Here is an 18,935-nt window from a genome sequence, read left to right on the forward strand (position 1 = left end):
TTACTGCTTGGTCGGCTGGAGAGCTTGGGCTCCCTGAGCGCCTTGGTCCAGATGTTCGCGATCGAAGGTCAGGGTCTTGATGCGGGCGTCGACGCCGGCGACCACCGCGTCGGTGATGTCCATGGCCGGATTGCCCAGCAGCACCGATTCCCGCTCGATCAGGATCGAGCAGGTCTTGGCCTGGTAGGCCTGGCGGATGGCCGGGTCGAGTTCCTGGTAGACGCGAGCCAGTTGCTTCTGCTCGGTCGCCTCGACTTCGCGCTGGCGAAGCTGGCCCTTACGCTGCCAGGCGTTGGCGCGCACCTGCAGGGCCGAGGCCTGCTGTTCCAGAGCGCTCTGGTCCAGGGTGGCGCGCTTGGCGTCCAGCGCCTTGGCGTCGGCGTCCAGCGCCGTGCGCTCGGCGGTCAGCTCGGCGTTGACCTGCGAGATGATGGTCTTCAGGCGCGCATCGACGGCCTTGCCGACCTGCGAGGCGCCCACGGCGCGCTGGCTGGAGAACACGCAGACGCCGGCGATCGGCGGGCCGTGGGTCACCTGCGGGGCGGCCGCGGCCGCGGCGGGAGCTGCGGCCTGGGCGAAGGCGCCCGACGCCATGGCGAGCGCGGCGAGGCCCGAAGCGGTCGCGGCGAAGAACTTGGAGGTCATGCTCATTAAAACCTTGTGGAGGTGGAGAACCGGAAGGTCTCGGTTCTGTCGTAGTCTTCTTTAGCGAGAATATGGCTGAAATCGAACCGGATGGGACCCATGGGGGATTTCCAGTCGATGCTCAACCCCGCCGAGGCCCGCAAGCCCAGGCCGTCCTTGATCAGCGGGTTGGTCGATCCGTCCGCCTTCACGCGGTCGACGTCGTCGAGCTGGCCGGCCGTACCGAAGTCGCTGAACAGCGCGGCCTTGATGCCGTACTGCTCAGGCAGGAAGGTCGGAACCGTCAGCTCGAACGTGCCGATCGCATAGAGCTTGGCGCCCAGGGAGTTGGTGCTCTGGGTTCCGTTCGTCGTGTCGCGCGGGCCGATACCGGCGATCTCGAAGCCGCGGAACGACTGGCCGCCCTTGTAGAAGCGGTCGTTGATGCGGATGTTGTCGCCGCCCCAGCCTTCGATATAGCCGGCCGAACCGGTGGCCATGAAGATGAAGTCCTTGTTGAAGCCGTGGTACCAGCCGGCGTCGACCTCGGTCTTCAGATACTTCACATCGCCCCCGAACCCGGCCAGATCCTGGTTCAGGTCGCCGAACCAGCCGCGGGTCGGCTGGATCGGGTCGTTGCGCCGGTCATAACGCAGGCCGTAGCCGATCAGCGAGGTCATGTAGGCGCCGCGCTGCAGGCAGAGGATCTGCGACACCGAACCGCTGGTGCACAGGTTGTCGGCGACGCTGACCTTGTCCTGGCGGAGCTGGTAGCGCAGGCTCATTGAGGCGTTCTGGGTCAGCGGGAAGCCGAGCCGCAGGGTGCCGCCGGTCGACTGGGTGTCGTAGGCGGCGTAGTCGCTCAGGTCATAGCGGTAGGAATAGAGGTCCAGGCCGGCGCGCAGGTCGCGGCCCAGGAAGCGCGGCTCGGTGAAGCCGAAGTCGATCTGCTGGCGCAGCGAGCCGACCGAGACCCGGGCCCGCAGGTTCTGGCCGCGGCCGCGGAAGTTGCGCTCGGTGACGCCGACGTCGAGCACCAGCTTGTCGACCGAGCTGTAGCCGGCGCTGAACGACAGCTCGCCGGTCGGCTGCTCCTCGACCTTGACCCGCAGGGCGGTGCGGTCCGGCTGGGCGCCGGGCACTTCCTCGATATTGACGTCCTTGAAGAAGCCCAGGCCGCGGATGTTGTTCTTCGAGCGGTCGACCAGCACGCGGTTGTAGGCGTCGCCCTCGGCCACTTCCAGCTCGCGGCGCAGCACGTAGTCGAGGGTGCGGGTGTTGCCGACGATGTCGATGCGGTCGACATAGACCCGCGGGCCTTCCCGCACCGAGAACACCACGTCGACGGTGTTGGTCTCGTGGTTGGGCACGTAGCGCGGGCGGACGTCGACGAAGGCGAAGCCGGCCGCGCCGGCCGCGAAGGTCAGGGCGTCGGTGGCCTGCTCGATCTTGTCGTCTTCGTAGAGCTGGCCGGCGCGGATCGGCAGGATCTGCGCCAGCAGGTTGCCGTCCAGCTTCTTCAGCTCGGTCTCGACGGTGATCTTGCCGAACTTGTACTTGGGGCCTTCGTCGATCGTGTAGGTGACGGCAAAGCCGTTCTTGTCGGTGGCCAGTTCGGCGACCGAGGCCACGACGCGGAAGTCGAAATAACCGCGATTGCGGTAGAACTTGCGCAGCTGCTCGCGGTCGTACTCGATGCGGTCAGGGTCATAGTTGTCGTTGCTGGTCAGGAACTTGTACCAGTGCGACTCCTTGGTGACGATGACGTCCTTCAGGTCGTTATCCGAATATTCGCTGTTGCCCAGGAAGTTGACGCCGAGCACGCCGCTCTTGGGGCCTTCATTGATCTCGAACACCAGGTCGACGCGCTTCTGCGGCAGCTCGACGACCTTGGGCGTCACGGTCGCCGAGATGCGGCCGGAGCGGCGATAGAGTTCGATGATCCGCTGGACGTCGGCCTGGACCTTGGAGCGGGTGAAGATGCCGCGCGGACGGATCTGCACCTCGTCCTTCAGCTTGTCTTCCTTGAGGGCCGAATTGCCCTCGAAAACCACCTGGTTGATGATCGGGTTCTCGACGACCTTGACCACCAGATCGCCGCCCTGCAGCTCGATCTTGACGTCGGCGAACAGGTCGGTGCGGGCCAGGGTCTTCAGCGCCAGGTCGAGCCGGGCCGGATCGACGGTCTCGCCCGGCTGGATCGGCAGGTAGGACAGCACCGTCCCCTGCTCGATCCGCTCGTTGCCCTGCACCACGATGCGCTGGACCACGCCCGTGGTCTGGGCCTGGGCGAAGGCGGCCTGCGGCGCGGTCAGCGCCGTGGAACCGAGAAGGAGCGCAACGCCGGTGGCGAACGCGGCGCTATGGGCGCGAATTTTGTTCATGGGACCAATCATGGACGGAAGGCGACCGCTCAAGAGAACAGACCGCCGAAGAATTTAAACACGCTCAAGCGCTGCAGATCATTCCAGGTCGCGAACAACATGAAACCCAGCAACAGTGCAAGACCAACCCGATAGCCGGCCGCTTGCAGCCGCGCCCCCAGCGGTCGCCGGGCGACCGCTTCGTAGGCGTAGAACAGCAGGTGTCCGCCGTCCAGAACCGGGATCGGCAGAAGATTCATGAAGCCGACGCTGACCGACAGGAACGCTGCCAGGCTGAGCAAGGCGACCGCAGCGCCGAGCAGCATCATCGGCGCGTTCTGCCCGCCGGCGGCGCCGGCCTGGGCGACCTGGCCGGAGGTCTTGGCGATGCCCAGCGGGCCGCCGATCTGGTCGGCGGAAACCTGGCCGCGGATCATTCGGCCCAGATAATAGACCGTGGTGTCCAGAACGTCCCAGGTGCGGGTCACGCCGACGCCGACCGCCTGGATCGGATTATAGCGGATCCGCTCGACATACTGGCGCGGCAGGGTGCGGCTGAGGCCGAGCATCAGCCGCCGCTCGGTCTTGCCGTTGGCGCCGGGAGCGTCGCCGAGCGCCGGCGTCGCCACCAGCTGGATCGTCCGCCCGCCGCGATAGACGTCGAAGCGGATGGGCTGGGCGCCGCGCTTCTTCACATAGGCGATCAGGTCTTCGAAGCTGGCGATAGGGGTCGTGTCAGCGCGCTGGATCACGTCGCCGCGCAGGAAGCCGGCGGCCGCCGCTGCACTGCCGGGCGTCACCTCGCCGACGACCGCCGGAAGGCCAAAGCCCAGAACGCCGCCCTTCTGGCTGCCGCCCAGGCCGTCGGAAATGTCCTTCAGGACCGGCGTGGCGCCGATCTCCAGCTCCTGATCGCCCCGCCGGACCTCGAAGCGGATCGGCACGTCGCTGCGCAGCATCACATAGCGGTCCAGCTCCTCGAAGCTCTTCATCTTGCGGCCGTCGGCCGACAGGATGATGTCGCCCTGGCGGAAGCCCGCCGCCGCCGCCGGGCTGCCGGCGTCCAGGCCGCTGACGATCGGCCGACGCACGACCTCGCCGAACACCCCGGCCAGGCAGGCGAACAGGGTGATCGCCAGGATGAAATTGGCCGCCGGCCCCGCGGCGACCACGATCGCCCGCTGCCACAGCGGCTTGAAATGGAAGTAGCGGGCGACGGCGGCCTTGCCCTCGATGCGCTCGATCTCGGCGCGCATGGCCTTCAGGTCGTCCTGGTCGGGCACGCTGGCGACGTTCTCGTCGCCCGAAAAGCGCACATAGCCGCCCAGCGGCAGCCAGCCCAGCTGCCACTGCACCCCGGCCTTGTCGCGCCACTTGGCGATCGGCTTGCCGAAGCCGATGGAGAACCGGTCGATCGCCACGCCGCAGGCCTTGGCCGCCCAGAAGTGGCCAAGCTCATGCACGGTCACGACCAGCAGAATCACCAGCGGGAAGGCGATCAGGTAGGAGACGGCCGATTGGATGAAGCCGAGCATGTCGGATTTCTTCTCGTCTTCAGTTTGGACGGCGAACTTGGCCGACAACCTCGGCCGCAATGCGGCGGGCGCTGGCGTCGGTCATCATTGCGCTTTCAAGCGCGTCATCGTCCGTAATGGCCAGATTTCCAAGGCCGTTCATCCGTTCCAGGGTCCCCGCCACCGCGCCGGCAATATCCAGAAAGCCGATCTGGCGGTCAAGGAAGGCCGCGACGGCCACCTCGTTGGCGGCGTTCATCGCCGCCGGCGCCCCGCCGCCCAGGCGCAGGGCCTCGCGGGCGATGGCGATCGAGGGGAATCGGTCCAGGTCCGGCGCCTCGAAGGTCAGCTGGCCATAGGCGGCCAGGTCCAGCGGCTTGGCCGGCCAGGACAGCCGCTGCGGCCAGGAGAAGGCGCAGGAGATCGGGCTGCGCATGTCCGGCGGACCCAGCTGGGCCAGGGTCGAGCCATCGGTGTATTCGACCAGGCTGTGGATCACGGACTGCGGGTGGATCACGACGTCGATGCGCTCCTGCGGGGTGTCGAACAGGTAGGAGGCCTCGATCATCTCCAGGCCCTTGTTCATCATCGTCGCGGAATCGACCGAAATCTTGGCGCCCATCGACCAATTGGGATGGGCGACGGCCTGTTCGGGCGTGGCCTGGGCCATGGCCGCCTTGTCCCAGGTGCGGAACGGGCCGCCCGAGGCGGTCAGGATCAGCCGCGCCACCCGGTCCAGGCAGTCGCTCTGCAGCACCTGGAAGATCGCCGAATGCTCGGAATCGACGGGAATCACCGCGCCGCCGGCCTCTCGCGCGATTCGCAGCAGAGCGGGGCCGGCGCAGACCAGGCTTTCCTTGTTGGCCAGGGCGATCACCGCGCCGGTCCGGGCCGCCGCCAGGGTCGGGGCCAGGCCGGCCGCGCCGACGATGGCCGACATCACCCAGTCCGCGCCCATCGCCGCGGCCTGGGCCACGGCGCTCGCGCCGGCCGCGGCCTCGACGCCGGACCCAGCCAGGCGCGCGCGCAGCTCCGGCAGGCAGGTCTCGTCGTCGATGACCGCGACGGCGGGCTTCCAGCGTAGCGCCTGCTGCGCCAGCTTCTCCACATTGCGCCCGGCCGTCAGGGCCAGGATCTCGACGGCGACCTGCGCCTGCTCGAACAGGTCCAGGGTCGAGACGCCGATCGAGCCGGTCGAGCCCAGCACCGCCACCTTGCGGGGGGCGGTCAAGGCAGCCATCCCCACTGGTCCAGCAGCCGGGCCCCGGCCACGACGATGGCGGCGAACATCAGGCCGTCGACCCGGTCGAGCATGCCGCCATGGCCGGGGATCAGGTCGCCGGAATCCTTGACGCCGAAGCGGCGCTTCAGGATCGATTCCCACAGGTCGCCCATCATCGTCGCCAGGCCGCCCAGCAGGCCGATCGCGGCCACCACCGGCCAGGCCAGGGTCAGGTCCGGCAAGGCAGGCAGGCCCTGGAACTGCGACAGCGCCTGGATGCCGACCGCGCCCAGCGAGGCGGCGACCAGGCCGCCGAAGAAGCCCGACCAGGTCTTGTTGGGCGAATAGCGCGGCCACAGCTTGGGCCCCTTCAGGGCGCTGCCGACCACGAAGGCGAAGATGTCGGCGAACCAGGTGACGGTGAACATCAGCAAGGTCCAGCTGAGGCCGGCGTCCATCCGGCGCAGCCAGATCATGGCGATGCAGGCCGGAGCGATGTAGATCACGCCGTAGGCGGCGTCGGCCCGGCGCTCGACCGCGCCCCGCGCCATCGCCGCCGCCCCGAAGGCGCCGACGATCACCACCGGCCAGGTGGTGTAGTAGTGGCCGGCATAGGCCACGACCACGGCCAGCAGCACCGCGACGCCGATGGCCAGGGCGACGCCGATCGAGGTCCGCTTGGCGGCCATCTCGGCCCATTCGCGGGCCAGCAGGGCGACGCCGACGGCGATCAGGCCCAGGAACCACACCCCGCCGAACCAGACGGCGGCCACGACCGTGGGCACCAGCACCGTGGCCGAGGCGACACGGATCCGCAGGTTACCCCAGTTGAAACGCTTAGCCGGCGACGGCGACGTCATCGACGGCAATGCCTCCATAGCGACGGTCGCGGCTTCGGTATTCCGTCACCGCAGCGGCCAGGTGTTCGGGCCCATAGTCCGGCCACAGAACGTCCTGGTACACCAGTTCGGCGTAGGCGCATTCCCAGAGTAGAAAATTCGATATGCGATGCTCGCCGCTGGTGCGGACGATCAGGTCCGGGGCGGGGGCGTCGGCGGTGGACAGCCGCGCCTCGAACATGGCCTCGTCGAGGTCGGCGGCCCGGGCCTCGCCGCGCTCCACCGCCTCGGCGAAGGCGCGGGCGGCGTCGGTGATGTCGGCCCGGCCGCCATAGTTGAAGGCCACCTGCAGCAGGAAGTCGCTGTTCTGAGCGGTGCGGTGCTCGGCGCGGTCGATGACCTCGAGGATGTCGGCGGCCAGGCCCGTGCGGCGGCCGATGATCCGGACGCGGACACCCTCGCGGGCCAGGCGGTCGAGGTCGGATTCCAGATAGGCCTTCAGCAGCCCCATCAGTTCCGACACCTCCTGCGGCGGACGGCGCCAGTTCTCGGTCGAGAACCCGAACACCGTCAGCACGCCGACGCCGAGGCCGGCGGCGCCCTCGACGGTGCGCTTGAGCGCGTTGACGCCGGCGCGATGGCCCAGGACGCGCGGCAGGTTGCGCCGCTTCGCCCAACGGCCATTGCCGTCCATGATGATGGCCACGTGCAGCAACGGGTCCGACGACGCGCTCCCGGCGCGGGTCGACACGTTCTGCAGGCCGGTGGTCGGCGCCATGCGCTTCAGCCTTCCCTCATCGCCCCCAAAACACGCGGGTCGACGCCCTAAACCTGCATGATCTCTTGTTCTTTGGTTTTCAAGGCCTCGTCGACGCGCTTGATGGCCTCATCGGTGATCTTCTGCACCTCGGTCTCCATCTTCTTCAGCTCGTCCTCGCTGATGACGCTGGCCTTCTCCGCCTTCTTCAGGTCGTCGTTGGCGTCGCGACGGATGTTGCGGACGGCGACCTTCTGCTGCTCGGCGTACTTGCCGGCGACCTTCACCAGGTCCTTGCGGCGCTCCTCGGTCAGGGGCGGGATCGGGATGCGCAGGTTCTGGCCTTCGACGACCGGGTTCAGGCCCAGGCCCGAATTGCGGATCGCCTTCTCGACCGAGACGACGACGCCCTTGTCCCAGACATTGACGTTGATCTGCCGCGGCTCGGGCACGCTGATCGAGGCCACCGCGTTGAGCGGGGTGGTCGATCCATAGGCCTCGACCATCACCTGGTCGAGCAGGCTGGCCGAGGCGCGGCCGGTGCGCAGGGAGGCGAACTCTTCCTTCAAGGCCGCGACGGCCTTGTCCATGCGGTCCTTGTAGCGGGAAAGAACAGGTTTTTCGGCGGTGGCCATGGCTTGGGCTCTCTTCGCTGGGAATCTAGGCGGCGCGGGCGGTGGAGACGACGGTGTGCGTCCCCTCCCCTCGAAGGACGTTGAGCAGGTTGCCGCGTCCCTTGATCGAGAAGACCACGATCGGAATGTTGTTGTCGCGCATCAGGGCGACGGCCGAGGCGTCCATGACCCGCAGGTCCTGGGCCAGGACGTCCATGTAGCTGAGCGTGTCGTAGCGCTTGGCCGCCGGGTCCTTCTTGGGGTCGGCGCTGTAGATGCCGTCGACGCTGGTGCCCTTGAACAGGGCGTCGCACTGCATTTCGGCGGCGCGCAGGGCCGCGGCGGTGTCGGTGGTGAAGAACGGGTTGCCGGTGCCGGCGGCGAAGATCACCACCCGGCCCTTCTCCAGGTGGCGCTGGGCGCGGCGGCGGATATAGGGCTCGCAGACCGTGGCCATCGGGATGGCCGACTGCACGCGGGTGGAGACGCCGATGCGTTCCAGGGCGTCCTGCATGGCCAGGGCGTTCATCACCGTGGCCAGCATGCCCATATAGTCGGCGCTGGAGCGCTCCATGCCCTTGGCCGCCCCGGCCATGCCGCGGAAGATGTTGCCGCCGCCGATCACCAGGCACAGTTCGACGCCCGACTTGACGATCTCGGCGATGTCCTCGGCCACCGCCTGCACCGTCGTGGTGTCGATGCCGTAGGGCGTGTCGCCCATCAGCACCTCGCCCGAGACCTTCAGGAGCACGCGACGGTACGGTTTGTGCGGGGGTTCGGACATGCAGCAGCTCTTGTTGAGTCGACGGGACGCAACATAGAGCGCGTCCTCGAAAAAAGGGATCGGTTTTCCGGCCCTCAAGCCGCGCAGAACCGGTGCAGGCTCGGGGCAGGCACAAAAAGGGCGCGGCGCGCGCTGGATGCGCGCCGCGCCCTCATGGCTGTTCCGCCGCCCGATCGCTCAGGCGGCGGAAAGACCCTAGGCTTGGCCGGCCATGGCGGCGACTTCGGCGGCGAAGTCGCCTTCCGGAGCCTTCTCGACGCCTTCGCCCAGGGCCAGGCGCACGAAGCCCTTCACCGTCAGCGGCGAACCCAGTTCCTTGCCGGCCTCGGCGACCAGCTGCTCGACGGTCTGGTCCGGGTTCATGACGAAGGCCTGCTTGAGCAGCACGACTTCTTCCAGGAACTTGCGGATGCGGCCTTCGACCATCTTCTCGACGACGGCCGGGGGCTTGCCCGACTCCAGCGCCTGCGCGGTGAAGATCTGGCGCTCCTTCTCGATGGCGGCCTGGTCCAGGTCGTCCGGCGACAGCGACAGCGGGGCGGTCGCGGCCACGTGCATGGCGATCTTGCGGCCCAGCTCCAGGATCTTGGCTTGGTCGCCGGCGCCTTCGATGGCCACGAGCACGCCGATGCGGCCCAGGTCCGGAGCGGTCGCGTTGTGGATGTAGGACGACACCGCGCCCTGGGCGACGGTGAACCTGGCCGCGCGACGCAGGACCATGTTCTCGCCGATGGTGGCGATCAGGTTGGTCAGGACATCGGACACGACGTCGCCGTCGGCGGTCTTGGCCGCGTTGATGGCGTCCACGCCGTCGTTGTCCAGGCCGACGGCCGCGATCTTGCGGACGGCGTTCTGGAACAGGTCGTTGCGGCCCAGGAAGTCGGTCTCGGCGTTCACTTCCACAGCGGCGGCGGTCATGCCGGCGCCGTCCTTGCGGACGGCGATGCCGACGAGGCCTTCAGCGGCGACGCGGTCGGCCTTCTTGGCGGCCTTGGACAGACCCTTCTCGCGCAGCCAGTCGATGGATGCGTCGATGTCGCCGTTGTTTTCGACGAGGGCCTTCTTGCAGTCCATCATGCCGACGCCGGACTTTTCGCGCAGTTCTTTCACCAGCGCAGCAGTCACTTCAGCCATGAGTTCCTCCATTGAACATCGGGCGTTTCCAGCGGCGGCCACGACCGGCCCGCCCGGGGAAACGCGTGAAAACAAAACGACGACCGGGCTTGATAGCCCGGTCGCATGTCAGGGTCGCAACAGCCGCCCTCCAGCCGAAGCCGGAGGGCGGCGGCTGAAGGATCAGCTCGCGGCCGGCTCGTCGGCGACGGCTTCGATCGCCTCGGCGGTCGCTTCCTGAGCGGCTTCCGGGGCGGTCTCGGCGACAGCTTCCGGGGCGGCGGCGGCTTCAGCCACCGGCTCGGGGGTCAGCTCGCGGGCCAGGGTCGGCTCGATCGGAGCCACCGAGGCGCCCAGGTCGACGCCCGACGAGGCTTGGCCGGCGGCCAGGCCGTCGAGCACCGCGTCGGCGATCAGGTCGCAGTACAGCTGCAGGGCGCGGGCGGCGTCGTCGTTGCCCGGGATCGGATAGGTGATGCCGTCCGGATCGCAGTTGGTGTCGAGGATGGCGACGACCGGGATGTTCAGCTTGCGGGCCTCGAGGATCGCGATCGCTTCCTTGTTGGTGTCGATCACGAACATGATGTCGGGGATGCCGCCCATGTCCTTGATGCCGCCCAGCGACAGTTCCAGCTTGTCGCGCTCGCGGGTCAGCTGCAGCAGTTCCTTCTTGGAACGGCCTTGGCCTTCGCCGGCCAGCACGCCTTCGAGTTCGCGCAGGCGGGCGATCGAGCCCGAGACGGTGCGCCAGTTGGTCAGGGTGCCGCCGAGCCAGCGGTGGTTGACATAGTACTGGGCGCAGCGCTTGGCGGCCGTGGCGACCGGGTCGCTGGCCTGGCGCTTGGTGCCGACGAACAGCACGCGGCCGCCGGCGGCGGCGACTTCACGCACCTTCACCAGGGCCTGGTGCAGCAGCGGGATCGACTGCGACAGGTCGATGATGTGGATGTTCGACCGCGAACCAAAGATGTAGCGGTCCATCTTCGGGTTCCAGCGGTGGGTCTGGTGGCCGAAGTGGGCGCCAGCTTCCAAGAGCTGACGCATGGAGAATTCGGGAAGCGCCATGATAGGTCTCCTTCTTCCGGTTGAACCTCCGTGGACACCCCCGCTCCGACAATTCGGACCGGGACCGGAACGGTAACGACGGGATGTCTCCCCGGCGTCGCCGCACGTCCACGTGTGGAATGGCCGCGCAAATAGGCGCGAACGGACCAAAAAGCAAGCCCTTAGAGGCGGGGTCATGCCCTTGACCGGCCGGATGGGCGAGGCTCCATTGCCTACACCCTCCTCTTCAGGGGCGAAGCATCGGGGTGACCCTGTGAAGGCTGTCTTCGACACCAAGCCCCATTCGGGCTATGACGACGCCTTCCACCAGTACCACTTCCCGACGCGCAGCAACTACATGGCCGCGGCGCTGGCGGCGCAAGGCAACTGGGTGGTTTTGCGCGAACCGCAGCGCAACGGCGGCCGGCGGGCCTATGTCGCTGTGGCCCGGGTCCTGGATGTCCGGCCCGACCCGCGACGGCCGGATCACGCCTACGCCGTGCTTGAAGATTACCTGCCCTTCGACGCGCCCGTGCCCTTCCTTGGACAGAACGGCTATTGGGAGGCCCCGCTTCGCGCCATCGAGAACGCCAGCCAGGTCGGCGCGGGCGTGCAAGGCCGGGCGATGCGCCCGTTGGACGACGCCGATTTCGCCGCCATCGTCCTGGCGGGGCTGAGCCAGACCCTGGAGCCGGCCAATGCTCGGCGGCTGGGTCCGCCCGAGGGCTTCGGCGACAGCGAGGTTCCGTTCAGATTCGACGCCCCGCCCGTCGAACAGGCGCGCCGCATCGAGGCGATGCTGGTCAACCGCAAGATCCGCGACGCGAACTTCCGGCGGCAGGTCTGCGAGGCCTATGACGATCGCTGCGCCGTCACCGGCCTGCGGATCATCAATGGCGGCGGCCGCTCGGAAGTACAGGCCGCCCATATCTGGCCCGTGGGCGACGGCGGACCCGACGTGGTGCAGAACGGGATCGCTCTGTCGGGCACGATCCACTGGCTGTTCGACCGCCACCTGATCTCGCTGACCGACGACTACCGGTTGCTGGTGTCGCACAACAAGGTTCCCGGCGAACTGCGAGGCCTGTTCGCCAATCAGATGGACCACATCCATCTCCCGGCGGATCCGCGCCTGCGACCGCATCCCGCCTATGTCGCCCGCCACAGGCGCGCCTTCGTCGACAACTGAGCAAACAAAAGGCCTCAGCCGCGTTCCATCCACAGGTCGCCGCAATTCGCACGTCATTCTGACATCAAACGCCGGCTTGATAGGGATCGCCCGAATCCGACGGGCGCGGCTGACAGGCCAGACCATGCTCGCGGTCTTCGATCTCGACGGCACCTTGCTCGACAGCGACTCCACGGCGCTGTGGCTATGGGAGCGGGTCCGCCGCTCGTGGACGCGGACCGCCGCGGCGCTGCTCGTCGCGCCCGTGGCCGTGCCGATGGTGCTGATCCCGCGCACCCGCCGGGCCGGCGCCTCGATCCTGCTGTGGATCGCCACGGCCGGCCTCAGCGAAGCGGCGTTGCGCGCCGCCTGCGCCGCCTTCGCCGACCGCGTCCAGGCCGGCGCCCTGCCCCTGCGCTGGCGCGAGCTGGGCCTGGCGGCGCTGGACGCCCATCTGGAGGCCGGCGACCGGGTGGTGATCGTCACGGCGGCCCCGGCCATGCTGGCCCAGGCGCTGGTAACGCCGCTCGGCCGGCCGATCGTCGTGCTCGGCACCTCGCTGAAGCGCCAGGCCGGCGGCTGGGTCGCCGACGTCCACTGCCGCAACCAGCGCAAGTGCCAGGCCCTGGCCGAGGCCGGCCACGGCGCGCGCTGGGCCTATGCCTATACCGACAGCCTCGACGACCTGCCGCTGCTGCGCGGCGCCGACCGGCCGGTGATCGTCAAGGGCGGCCCGGCGGCCCAGCGGCGCCTGACCCGCGCCGGCCTGCCCCACGGCCTGGCCGCGATCTGGTGAGGGTCTACGTCTTCTAAAGCGTACTGATTGTAGAGCGACGCGCTCTCCCCCGCCCTCCCGGCGAAGGCCCATAGGCGGTAAGTTAGGGCCCCGGGGCTGGCTTGATCTTCCTCATCTTGAGGTGCTCGCCGTTTGCGGCGAGCCTCGAAAGACGCACAAGGCGGGCCGACCCTCCGCCTCAGGATGAGGAATATCGGAACTTACCGCCTTCGTCCTTCGACAGGCTCAGGATGAGGGCCACGGGTGCGGTGCTTCAGTAGATTTCCTCATCCTGAGCCTATCGAAGGAAGAGGAATTCGACCCAAGATCGTCAATTGCCCACAGATCCTAAAGCGACCCGCCGTCGAACGGATGCGGCTTCAGGGCGAAGAGGTCGACGCCGTCCAAGCGACGGACATTGATCGCCGCCATCTCCGAACCATCCGGCCCGACGCCGCGGCCGAAGGATTCTATGCCGCAGGTCTGGCAGAACAGGTGCGAGATCCTGTGGGTGTTGAAGCAGTATTCGTTCAGGGCGTCCTCGCCCTGCAACAGTGTTAAGGCGGCGGCCGGGTCACATGCGCCAAGCATCAGCTCACCTCCGCGCCCCGTCCGCCCGTTCGTCCGGACGAGGGCGCGACCGCCTCGGAGTTGAAACTCTCGACCAGCGCATCCAGCAGGTCCGCCTGAGGCCCCAGCCCTTCGGCGCTCAGCGCATCCGCGAGGTGTCCCGCAAGATCGGCCAGAATAATGCCCCAGGCCGCGGTCTCCCTGGACACGCCTTGCTCTGCATAGAGTCCCACCCTTAGCGAGCAGTGCAGACCCCGCTCGGCGATCCAGACGCGGGCAAGCTCCAGCGCGCTCGTATCGCGGACGGCCGCCGGAGGAACTCCCAATGCGTCCATCATGCCTCCAGGCCCAGAAGGTCAGGACCAAACCGACCGAGAAGGGCGCGAGCAGTTGCCTCCCAGGCCATAGCGATCCCCGAAATCGGCAATCGAGCCGACAACGACATCTGGCGCGCGCTTACCCGCTCCTTCGCAACGGCGCCATGATTGCGCTGGCCGGCGCGCCCGCACCGCATCACACGTCCTCCAGCAGCGCCACGCCGGGTGCGGTCTTCAGGGCGCCGCGCAGGGCGGCGTCGAGGGTGTAGCGGCCCGGCAGCTTCATCTCGATCTCGCGGCCGCCGCCCAGGGCGGCGACCAGGCTGATCTCGCCGCCGCGCGGCGACGCGGCCGGTTCCAGCCGCTTGCGCAGGGCGTCGATCTCGGTGGCCGAGGGCGACAGGTGCATGCGCAGGCCCGCCACCACGTTCTCGATGGCCTTCTCGATCGGCTCGGCGTCGTCGCCGAAGAACCGCACCTCGCCGTCGCGGGCCTTGGCCCGGACCTTGATCGACACCGACTTGCCCGGCTCCAGCACCTCGCGGCACTTGCGCAGGGCCTCGGGCGGGAACAGCACCTCGTATTCGCCGGTCGGGTCCGACAGCGATACGAAGGCGAAGCGCTCGCCGCTCTGCGAGGCGCGCTCCTGGCGCCGGCGCACCACCCCGCACATGCGGAAGGCCTCCATGCCGGCCTCGGCCTGGGGAATGACCTCGGTCAGCATGGCGGTGCGCTTGCGGCGCAGCACTCCGACCATATCGTCCAGCGGGTGGCCGGTCAGGTAGAAGCCGACTGCCGCCAGTTCCTCGTCCAGCAGGTCGACCTGGCTCCACGGCTCGGTCTTCTTCAGGCGCGGCCGGCCGGTGCCGCCGCCGAACAGGGCCCCCTGCCCGCCGGCCCGGTCGGCGGCGATGCTCTGGCCATGGGCGATCAGCACGTCGGCCGAGGCGAAGATTTCGGCGCGGTTCCTGTGGATGGAGTCGAAGGCCCCGGCCCGGGCCAGGTTCTCGATCGCCCGCTTGTTGACCAGCTTGGGATCGACCCGCTCGACGAAGTCGAAGATGTCGCGGAACGGCCCGCCCTCCTCGCGCACCGCGACCAGGTGCTTCATGCCTTCCAGGCCGACATTGCGCACCGCGCCCAGGGCGTAGAGCACCTCGCCGTTCTCAACCTCGAAGTCGGCCCCCGAGCGGTTGACGTCCGGGGCGCGCACGGTGATCGAGAACCGGCGGGCGTCCTGGTGGAAGACCGCCAGCTTGTCGGTGTTCGACAGGTCCAGGCTCATCGAAGCGGCCAGGAACTCGACCGGCGCATTGGCCTTCAGCCAGGCCGTCTGGTAGGCGATCAGGGCGTAGGCGGCGGCGTGCGACTTGTTGAAGCCGTAGCCGGCGAACTTGGCCACCAGCTCGAAGATCGAGCCCGACTGCTCCTCGGGGACGCTCTTGTCCTTGGCCCCGGCGACGAAACGGATCTTCTGGAGATCCATTTCCTCCTTCTTCTTCTTGCCCATGGCCCGGCGCAGCAGGTCGGCCTCGCCCAGGCTGTAGCCCGCCAGGATCTGGGCGATCTGCATCACCTGTTCCTGGTAGACGATGACGCCGTAGGTCTCCTTCAGCACCGGCTCCAGCGACGGGTGCAGGTTGTCGACCGGCTTGCGGCCGAACTTGCAGTCGACGAAGGTGTCGATGTTGTCCATCGGCCCCGGCCGATAGAGCGAGATCAGGGCGGTGATCTCCTCGATCGAGCCGCAGCGCATCTTGCGCAGGGTGTCGCGCATGCCCTGGCTTTCCAGCTGGAACACGCCGACCGTCTGGCCGGAGGCGAGCAGTTCGTAAGTCTTGGCGTCGTCGAACGGCAGCTTGCCCAGGTCGATGACCTCGCCCCGCTTCTTCAGGTGCTTCACCGCCCGGTCCAGCACGGTCAGGGTCTTCAGGCCCAGGAAGTCGAACTTCACCAGGCCGGCGCTCTCGACCCACTTCATGTTGAACTGGGTGGCCGGCAGGTCCGAACGCGGATCCTTGTAGAGCGGGGTCAGCTGGGTCAGGGGCCGGTCGCCGATGACCACGCCGGCGGCGTGGGTCGAGGCGTTGCGGAACAGGCCTTCCAGCTGCAGGGCGACGTCCAGGCAGGCCTTGACGTTGCCGTCCTCGTCGCGGGCCTGCTTGAGACGCGGCTCGATCTCGATGGCCTGGGCCAGGGTCACCGGCGCGGCCGGATTGTTGGGCACCATCTTGCAGAGCCGGTCGACCAGGCCCAGCGGCAGCTGCATCACCCGCCCGACGTCGCGCAGCACGGCGCGGGCCTGCAGGGAGCCGAAGGTGATGATCTGGGCCACCCGGTCGCGGCCGTACTTCTCCTGCACGTAGGAGATCACCTCTTCGCGGCGCTCCTGGCAGAAGTCGATGTCGAAGTCGGGCATCGAGACCCGTTCGGGGTTCAGGAACCGCTCGAACAGCAGGCCGAAGCGCAGCGGGTCGAGGTCGGTGATGGTCAGCACCCAGGCGACCAGCGACCCGGCCCCAGAGCCCCGCCCGGGTCCGACCGGGATGCCGTGTTCCTTGGCCCACTTGATGAAGTCCGACACGATCAGGAAGTAGCCGGGGAAGCCCATCTTGATGATGATGGACAGCTCGAAGTCGAGCCGGTCCCAATAGACCTGCTCGTCGACGGCCAGCTTGTCCAAGCCGGCCAGGCGCATCTTCAGGCCTTCCTTGGCCTGGTGGGTCAGTTCCTCGGGCTCGCTGCGGCCGTCGCCGGTGGGGAAGCTGGGCAGGATCGGGTCGCGCTTGTGGACCATGAAGGCGCAGCGGCGGGCGATATCCAGGGTGTTGTCGCAGGCCTCCGGCAGGTCGGCGAACAGCTTGCGCATCTCGGCCGCCGACTTGAACCAGTGCTCGGGCGTCACCCGCCGGCGCTCGTCCTGGCCCACAAAGGCGCCGTCGGAAATGCACAGCAGGGCGTCGTGGGCGTCGTACAGCTCGGGCTTGGCGTAGTAGACGTCGTTGGTGGCGACCAGGGGCGCGTCGTGGTCATAGGCCCAGTGGACCAGGCCCGGCTCGGCGGCGGCCTGGCGCGGCAGGCCGTGGCGCTGCAACTCGACATAGAAGCGGTCGGCGAACACCCGCTGCATCTCGGCCAGGGCCGCCTGGCCCTCGGCCGTCTTGCCCGAGGCGAACAGGGCGTCGACCGGGCCGTCGGTCCCGCCCGACAGCAGGATCAGCCCCTCGGCGTGCTCGACCACCTTGGCCCAGGGCACGACCGGCTCGGCCATCTCGCCGCTTTCCAGATAGGCGATCGACGACAGTTCGGAGAGGTTGAGATAGCCCCGCTCGTTCTGGACCAGCAGGGTGATGGTCGGGGTGCGGGCCCAGCGCTCGGTCGGACCCGCGCCGATGCCGGAGACCGCCAGGGCGCAGCCGATGATCGGCTGGACGCCATAGTCCTTGGAATAGACCGAATATTCCAGCGCCCCGAACAGGTTGTTGCGATCGACCAGCCCTGCCGCCGGCATGCCCGCCCCCGCAGCCAGGCCGGGGATCTTGTCGGCCTTGATGGCGCCCTCGAGCAGCGAATAGGCCGAGCGGACACGAAGGTGGACGAACCCCTGACCCTCGCTGACCGACATCGCCATTCCCTCACCGCTACACGACTCAGGCCACCAGGTGGGCGACCGAGCACATCATCCAGACGAAGCTGGCGACAGATACAAGAGCCAAAGATTCACGCGCGATCCGGACCATGGGAACCCTCCAGCGGTCGTTGCTTGTTTGTTCTATATTCCACTTTTGTTCTCGTCCGCAAGAGACCCGTGTTCGATTGCGAGCTTTTTTGTCGCGGCGACCGCGCCGATCGGTCGCGGGCCGATTTCCTGTAGCCTTGGCGGCCGGTTTGGCTCAGATCGGCCCATGCGCCTGATCATCGACACCGACACCGCCGGGGACGACGTCTTCTCCCTGATGCTCGCCCTGCGCCGGCCCGGCGTGACCGTCGAGGCGATCACCATCGCCCACGGCAATGTCGGCTTCGAGCAACACGCCGAGAACGCCCTGGCTGCCCTGGAGGCCTGCGAGCGGGCCGGCGAGGTTCCGGTCTATCTGGGCGCCCAGCGGCCGTTCACCCGGCCGCCGCTGGACGCGGCCTATGTGTTCGGGGCTGACGGCATGAGCGACAGCGGCTTGGCCAGGACCGCCCAGCGCCCCGCCCCCGGCCACGCCGCCGACGAGATCGTCCGGCGGGTCATGGAAGCCCCCGGCGAGATCACTCTGATCGCCCAGGCCCCGCTGACCAACATCGCCCTGGCCTATTTGCGCGAGCCGCGTATCGCTCGGGCGCTCAAGCACCTGTGGATCATGGGCGGCACGGACAACGGGGTCGGCAACGTCACCCCGGCCGCCGAATACAACCTCTATGTCGACCCAGAAGCCGCCAAGATCGTGATCAACGCCGGCTTCGCGATGAGCCTCGTCACCTGGACGGAGACCCTGCGCGACGGCCTGCTGACCCTGGACCAGCTGGCGGCGCTGGACGCCCTGGGCACGCCGCGGGCGGCGTTCTTCACCCAGGTCAATCGCACCTCCCTGGCCTTCGCCCAGGAGACCGAGCACCTGGACGGCAGCCTGCACCCGGACGCCCTGACCTGCGCCGTCGCCCTGGACGAGGCCCTGATCCTGGAAGCGGAGATGGCCGTGGTCGACGTCGAGACCATGGGCGAGCTGACCCGGGGCTATCTGAGCGTCTCCAACGCGATCCTGCCCGACATCGAGGTCGCCGACCCGGCCCTGCGCCGCCGCCCGCCCAACGCCCGGGTGATCAAGAAGATCGACCGGCAGGGCTTCTACGCCGCGCTGCGCGACGCCTTGCTGTAGAGGGAGCAGCGACTGGAATCCCCCAACGCCCGTCATCCTCGGACTTGTGCCACGGCTGTCCGGTTCACGCTGTCATCAAGTCGAGAGAGAGTTGTCGTGGGTCGTGGCGTTGAGTTGGCGGCGGCTTGAGGAGCTGATCGAGAGGTCTGCGATGCATGAGATTGGCTCGAACGAGTCTTGAGAAGGCCAGGACGCCGTGGGTGATCTTGACGGCGTCATTGGCCAGGCGCAGCAGCAGATAGGCGATGAGGGCGATGGCGACCTGGATGCGGACGGCGTTCTCGGAGCGGCCCAGGAAGTGCTTGATCTTCAGGGTCTGCTTGACCCAGCGGAAGAACAGTTCGATCGCCCAGCGGCGCTTGTAGA

At 68.0% G+C, this 18,935-nt stretch carries 18 protein-coding genes; 3 read left to right on the plus strand and 15 right to left on the minus strand.

Translation table 11 applies throughout. The features are described from left to right. The 10 genes from ACIPQB_RS10125 to rpsB all read right to left on the minus strand — a co-directional run bounded on the left by ACIPQB_RS10125 (position 1) and on the right by rpsB (position 10,895). A complete protein-coding gene (locus tag ACIPQB_RS10125) occupies positions 1-651 on the minus strand; it encodes an OmpH family outer membrane protein (protein WP_446485092.1) in 651 nt (216 codons plus the stop codon). Further along, positions 651-3,020: an outer membrane protein assembly factor BamA gene (gene bamA / locus ACIPQB_RS10130; protein WP_446485093.1), complete on the minus strand. Its 2,370-nt coding sequence runs from the start codon at positions 3,018-3,020 to the stop codon at positions 651-653. The genes ACIPQB_RS10125 and bamA overlap by 1 nt, the downstream gene beginning before the upstream one ends. A 17-nt stretch (positions 3,021-3,037) precedes the next feature. Then, positions 3,038-4,522 (minus strand): RIP metalloprotease RseP, encoded by a 1,485-nt coding sequence (gene rseP, locus ACIPQB_RS10135; RefSeq protein ID WP_446485094.1) that lies wholly within the window; start codon positions 4,520-4,522, stop codon positions 3,038-3,040. 19 nt (positions 4,523-4,541) lie between these two features. Continuing rightward, entirely contained in the window at positions 4,542-5,741 is a 1,200-nt protein-coding gene (locus ACIPQB_RS10140; protein ID WP_446485095.1) for a 1-deoxy-D-xylulose-5-phosphate reductoisomerase, read from the minus strand. Further along, positions 5,729-6,583, minus strand: a complete 855-nt coding sequence (locus ACIPQB_RS10145) for a phosphatidate cytidylyltransferase (protein WP_446485096.1) — start codon at positions 6,581-6,583, stop codon at positions 5,729-5,731. The genes ACIPQB_RS10140 and ACIPQB_RS10145 overlap by 13 nt, the downstream gene beginning before the upstream one ends. Then, on the minus strand, positions 6,561-7,340 hold the full coding sequence (gene uppS / locus ACIPQB_RS10150; protein ID WP_446485097.1) for a polyprenyl diphosphate synthase: 780 nt from the start codon (positions 7,338-7,340) through the stop codon (positions 6,561-6,563). The genes ACIPQB_RS10145 and uppS overlap by 23 nt, the downstream gene beginning before the upstream one ends. A 47-nt stretch (positions 7,341-7,387) precedes the next feature. Then, complete coding sequence (gene frr / locus ACIPQB_RS10155) at positions 7,388-7,954, minus strand: ribosome recycling factor (protein WP_446485098.1); 567 nt, start codon at positions 7,952-7,954, stop codon at positions 7,388-7,390. Positions 7,955-7,979: 25 nt separating this feature from the next. Next, positions 7,980-8,717, minus strand: a complete 738-nt coding sequence (gene pyrH / locus ACIPQB_RS10160; RefSeq protein ID WP_446485099.1) for a UMP kinase — start codon at positions 8,715-8,717, stop codon at positions 7,980-7,982. A 195-nt stretch (positions 8,718-8,912) separates the two neighbouring features. Beyond that, the gene (tsf, locus tag ACIPQB_RS10165) at positions 8,913-9,851 is read right to left on the minus strand and encodes a translation elongation factor Ts (protein WP_446485100.1); all 939 of its coding nucleotides are present in this window, start codon (positions 9,849-9,851) and stop codon (positions 8,913-8,915) included. Between the two features lie 162 nt (positions 9,852-10,013). After that, positions 10,014-10,895, minus strand: a complete 882-nt coding sequence (rpsB, locus tag ACIPQB_RS10170; RefSeq protein WP_446485101.1) for a 30S ribosomal protein S2 — start codon at positions 10,893-10,895, stop codon at positions 10,014-10,016. A gap of 253 nt (positions 10,896-11,148) precedes the next feature. Between rpsB and ACIPQB_RS10175 the strand changes: the two genes are divergently transcribed. Further along, the gene (locus tag ACIPQB_RS10175) at positions 11,149-12,063 is read left to right on the plus strand and encodes an HNH endonuclease (RefSeq protein ID WP_446485102.1); all 915 of its coding nucleotides are present in this window, start codon (positions 11,149-11,151) and stop codon (positions 12,061-12,063) included. A 124-nt stretch (positions 12,064-12,187) separates the two neighbouring features. Continuing rightward, positions 12,188-12,838, plus strand: coding sequence for a haloacid dehalogenase-like hydrolase (locus ACIPQB_RS10180; protein ID WP_446485103.1), 651 nt, complete (start codon positions 12,188-12,190; stop codon positions 12,836-12,838). A 327-nt stretch (positions 12,839-13,165) separates the two neighbouring features. Here the strand turns inward: ACIPQB_RS10180 and ACIPQB_RS10185 are convergent, their stop codons facing one another. The 4 genes from ACIPQB_RS10185 to sidA all read right to left on the minus strand — a co-directional run bounded on the left by ACIPQB_RS10185 (position 13,166) and on the right by sidA (position 17,444). Next, a complete protein-coding gene (locus ACIPQB_RS10185; protein WP_446485104.1) occupies positions 13,166-13,408 on the minus strand; it encodes a GFA family protein in 243 nt (80 codons plus the stop codon). Continuing rightward, complete coding sequence (locus tag ACIPQB_RS10190; protein ID WP_446485105.1) at positions 13,408-13,725, minus strand: DUF5076 domain-containing protein; 318 nt, start codon at positions 13,723-13,725, stop codon at positions 13,408-13,410. The genes ACIPQB_RS10185 and ACIPQB_RS10190 overlap by 1 nt, the downstream gene beginning before the upstream one ends. A 175-nt stretch (positions 13,726-13,900) precedes the next feature. Further along, positions 13,901-17,329, minus strand: coding sequence for a DNA polymerase III subunit alpha (gene dnaE, locus ACIPQB_RS10195; RefSeq protein WP_446485106.1), 3,429 nt, complete (start codon positions 17,327-17,329; stop codon positions 13,901-13,903). Positions 17,330-17,354: 25 nt separating this feature from the next. Beyond that, entirely contained in the window at positions 17,355-17,444 is a 90-nt protein-coding gene (sidA, locus tag ACIPQB_RS10200) for a cell division inhibitor SidA (protein WP_085953699.1), read from the minus strand. Positions 17,445-17,609: 165 nt separating this feature from the next. On the opposite strand from sidA, the gene ACIPQB_RS10205 reads away from it, so the two are divergent. After that, the gene (locus tag ACIPQB_RS10205) at positions 17,610-18,569 is read left to right on the plus strand and encodes a nucleoside hydrolase (RefSeq protein WP_446485107.1); all 960 of its coding nucleotides are present in this window, start codon (positions 17,610-17,612) and stop codon (positions 18,567-18,569) included. 64 nt (positions 18,570-18,633) lie between these two features. Here the strand turns inward: ACIPQB_RS10205 and ACIPQB_RS10210 are convergent. Next, the coding region (locus tag ACIPQB_RS10210; protein WP_446485108.1) for a transposase at positions 18,634-18,935 on the minus strand (302 nt) is incomplete at its 5' end.

The organism is Caulobacter sp. LARHSG274 (assembly GCF_052871235.1).

Excerpts from the sequence above, each read along its gene's own strand:
- ACIPQB_RS10125 (WP_446485092.1), bottom strand. The coding sequence starts at position 651 with ATGAGCATGACCTCCAAGTTCTTCGCCGCGACCGCTTCGGGCCTCGCC.
- bamA (WP_446485093.1), bottom strand. The coding sequence starts at position 3,020 with ATGATTGGTCCCATGAACAAAATTCGCGCCCATAGCGCCGCGTTCGCC.
- rseP (WP_446485094.1), bottom strand. The coding sequence starts at position 4,522 with ATGCTCGGCTTCATCCAATCGGCCGTCTCCTACCTGATCGCCTTCCCG.
- ACIPQB_RS10140 (WP_446485095.1), bottom strand. The coding sequence starts at position 5,741 with ATGGCTGCCTTGACCGCCCCCCGCAAGGTGGCGGTGCTGGGCTCGACC.
- ACIPQB_RS10145 (WP_446485096.1), bottom strand. The coding sequence starts at position 6,583 with ATGACGTCGCCGTCGCCGGCTAAGCGTTTCAACTGGGGTAACCTGCGG.
- uppS (WP_446485097.1), bottom strand. The coding sequence starts at position 7,340 with ATGGCGCCGACCACCGGCCTGCAGAACGTGTCGACCCGCGCCGGGAGC.
- frr (WP_446485098.1), bottom strand. The coding sequence starts at position 7,954 with ATGGCCACCGCCGAAAAACCTGTTCTTTCCCGCTACAAGGACCGCATG.
- pyrH (WP_446485099.1), bottom strand. The coding sequence starts at position 8,717 with ATGTCCGAACCCCCGCACAAACCGTACCGTCGCGTGCTCCTGAAGGTC.
- tsf (WP_446485100.1), bottom strand. The coding sequence starts at position 9,851 with ATGGCTGAAGTGACTGCTGCGCTGGTGAAAGAACTGCGCGAAAAGTCC.
- rpsB (WP_446485101.1), bottom strand. The coding sequence starts at position 10,895 with ATGGCGCTTCCCGAATTCTCCATGCGTCAGCTCTTGGAAGCTGGCGCC.
- ACIPQB_RS10180 (WP_446485103.1), top strand. The coding sequence starts at position 12,188 with ATGCTCGCGGTCTTCGATCTCGACGGCACCTTGCTCGACAGCGACTCC.
- ACIPQB_RS10185 (WP_446485104.1), bottom strand. The coding sequence starts at position 13,408 with ATGCTTGGCGCATGTGACCCGGCCGCCGCCTTAACACTGTTGCAGGGC.
- ACIPQB_RS10190 (WP_446485105.1), bottom strand. The coding sequence starts at position 13,725 with ATGATGGACGCATTGGGAGTTCCTCCGGCGGCCGTCCGCGATACGAGC.
- dnaE (WP_446485106.1), bottom strand. The coding sequence starts at position 17,329 with ATGTCGGTCAGCGAGGGTCAGGGGTTCGTCCACCTTCGTGTCCGCTCG.
- sidA (WP_085953699.1), bottom strand. The coding sequence starts at position 17,444 with ATGGTCCGGATCGCGCGTGAATCTTTGGCTCTTGTATCTGTCGCCAGC.
- ACIPQB_RS10205 (WP_446485107.1), top strand. The coding sequence starts at position 17,610 with ATGCGCCTGATCATCGACACCGACACCGCCGGGGACGACGTCTTCTCC.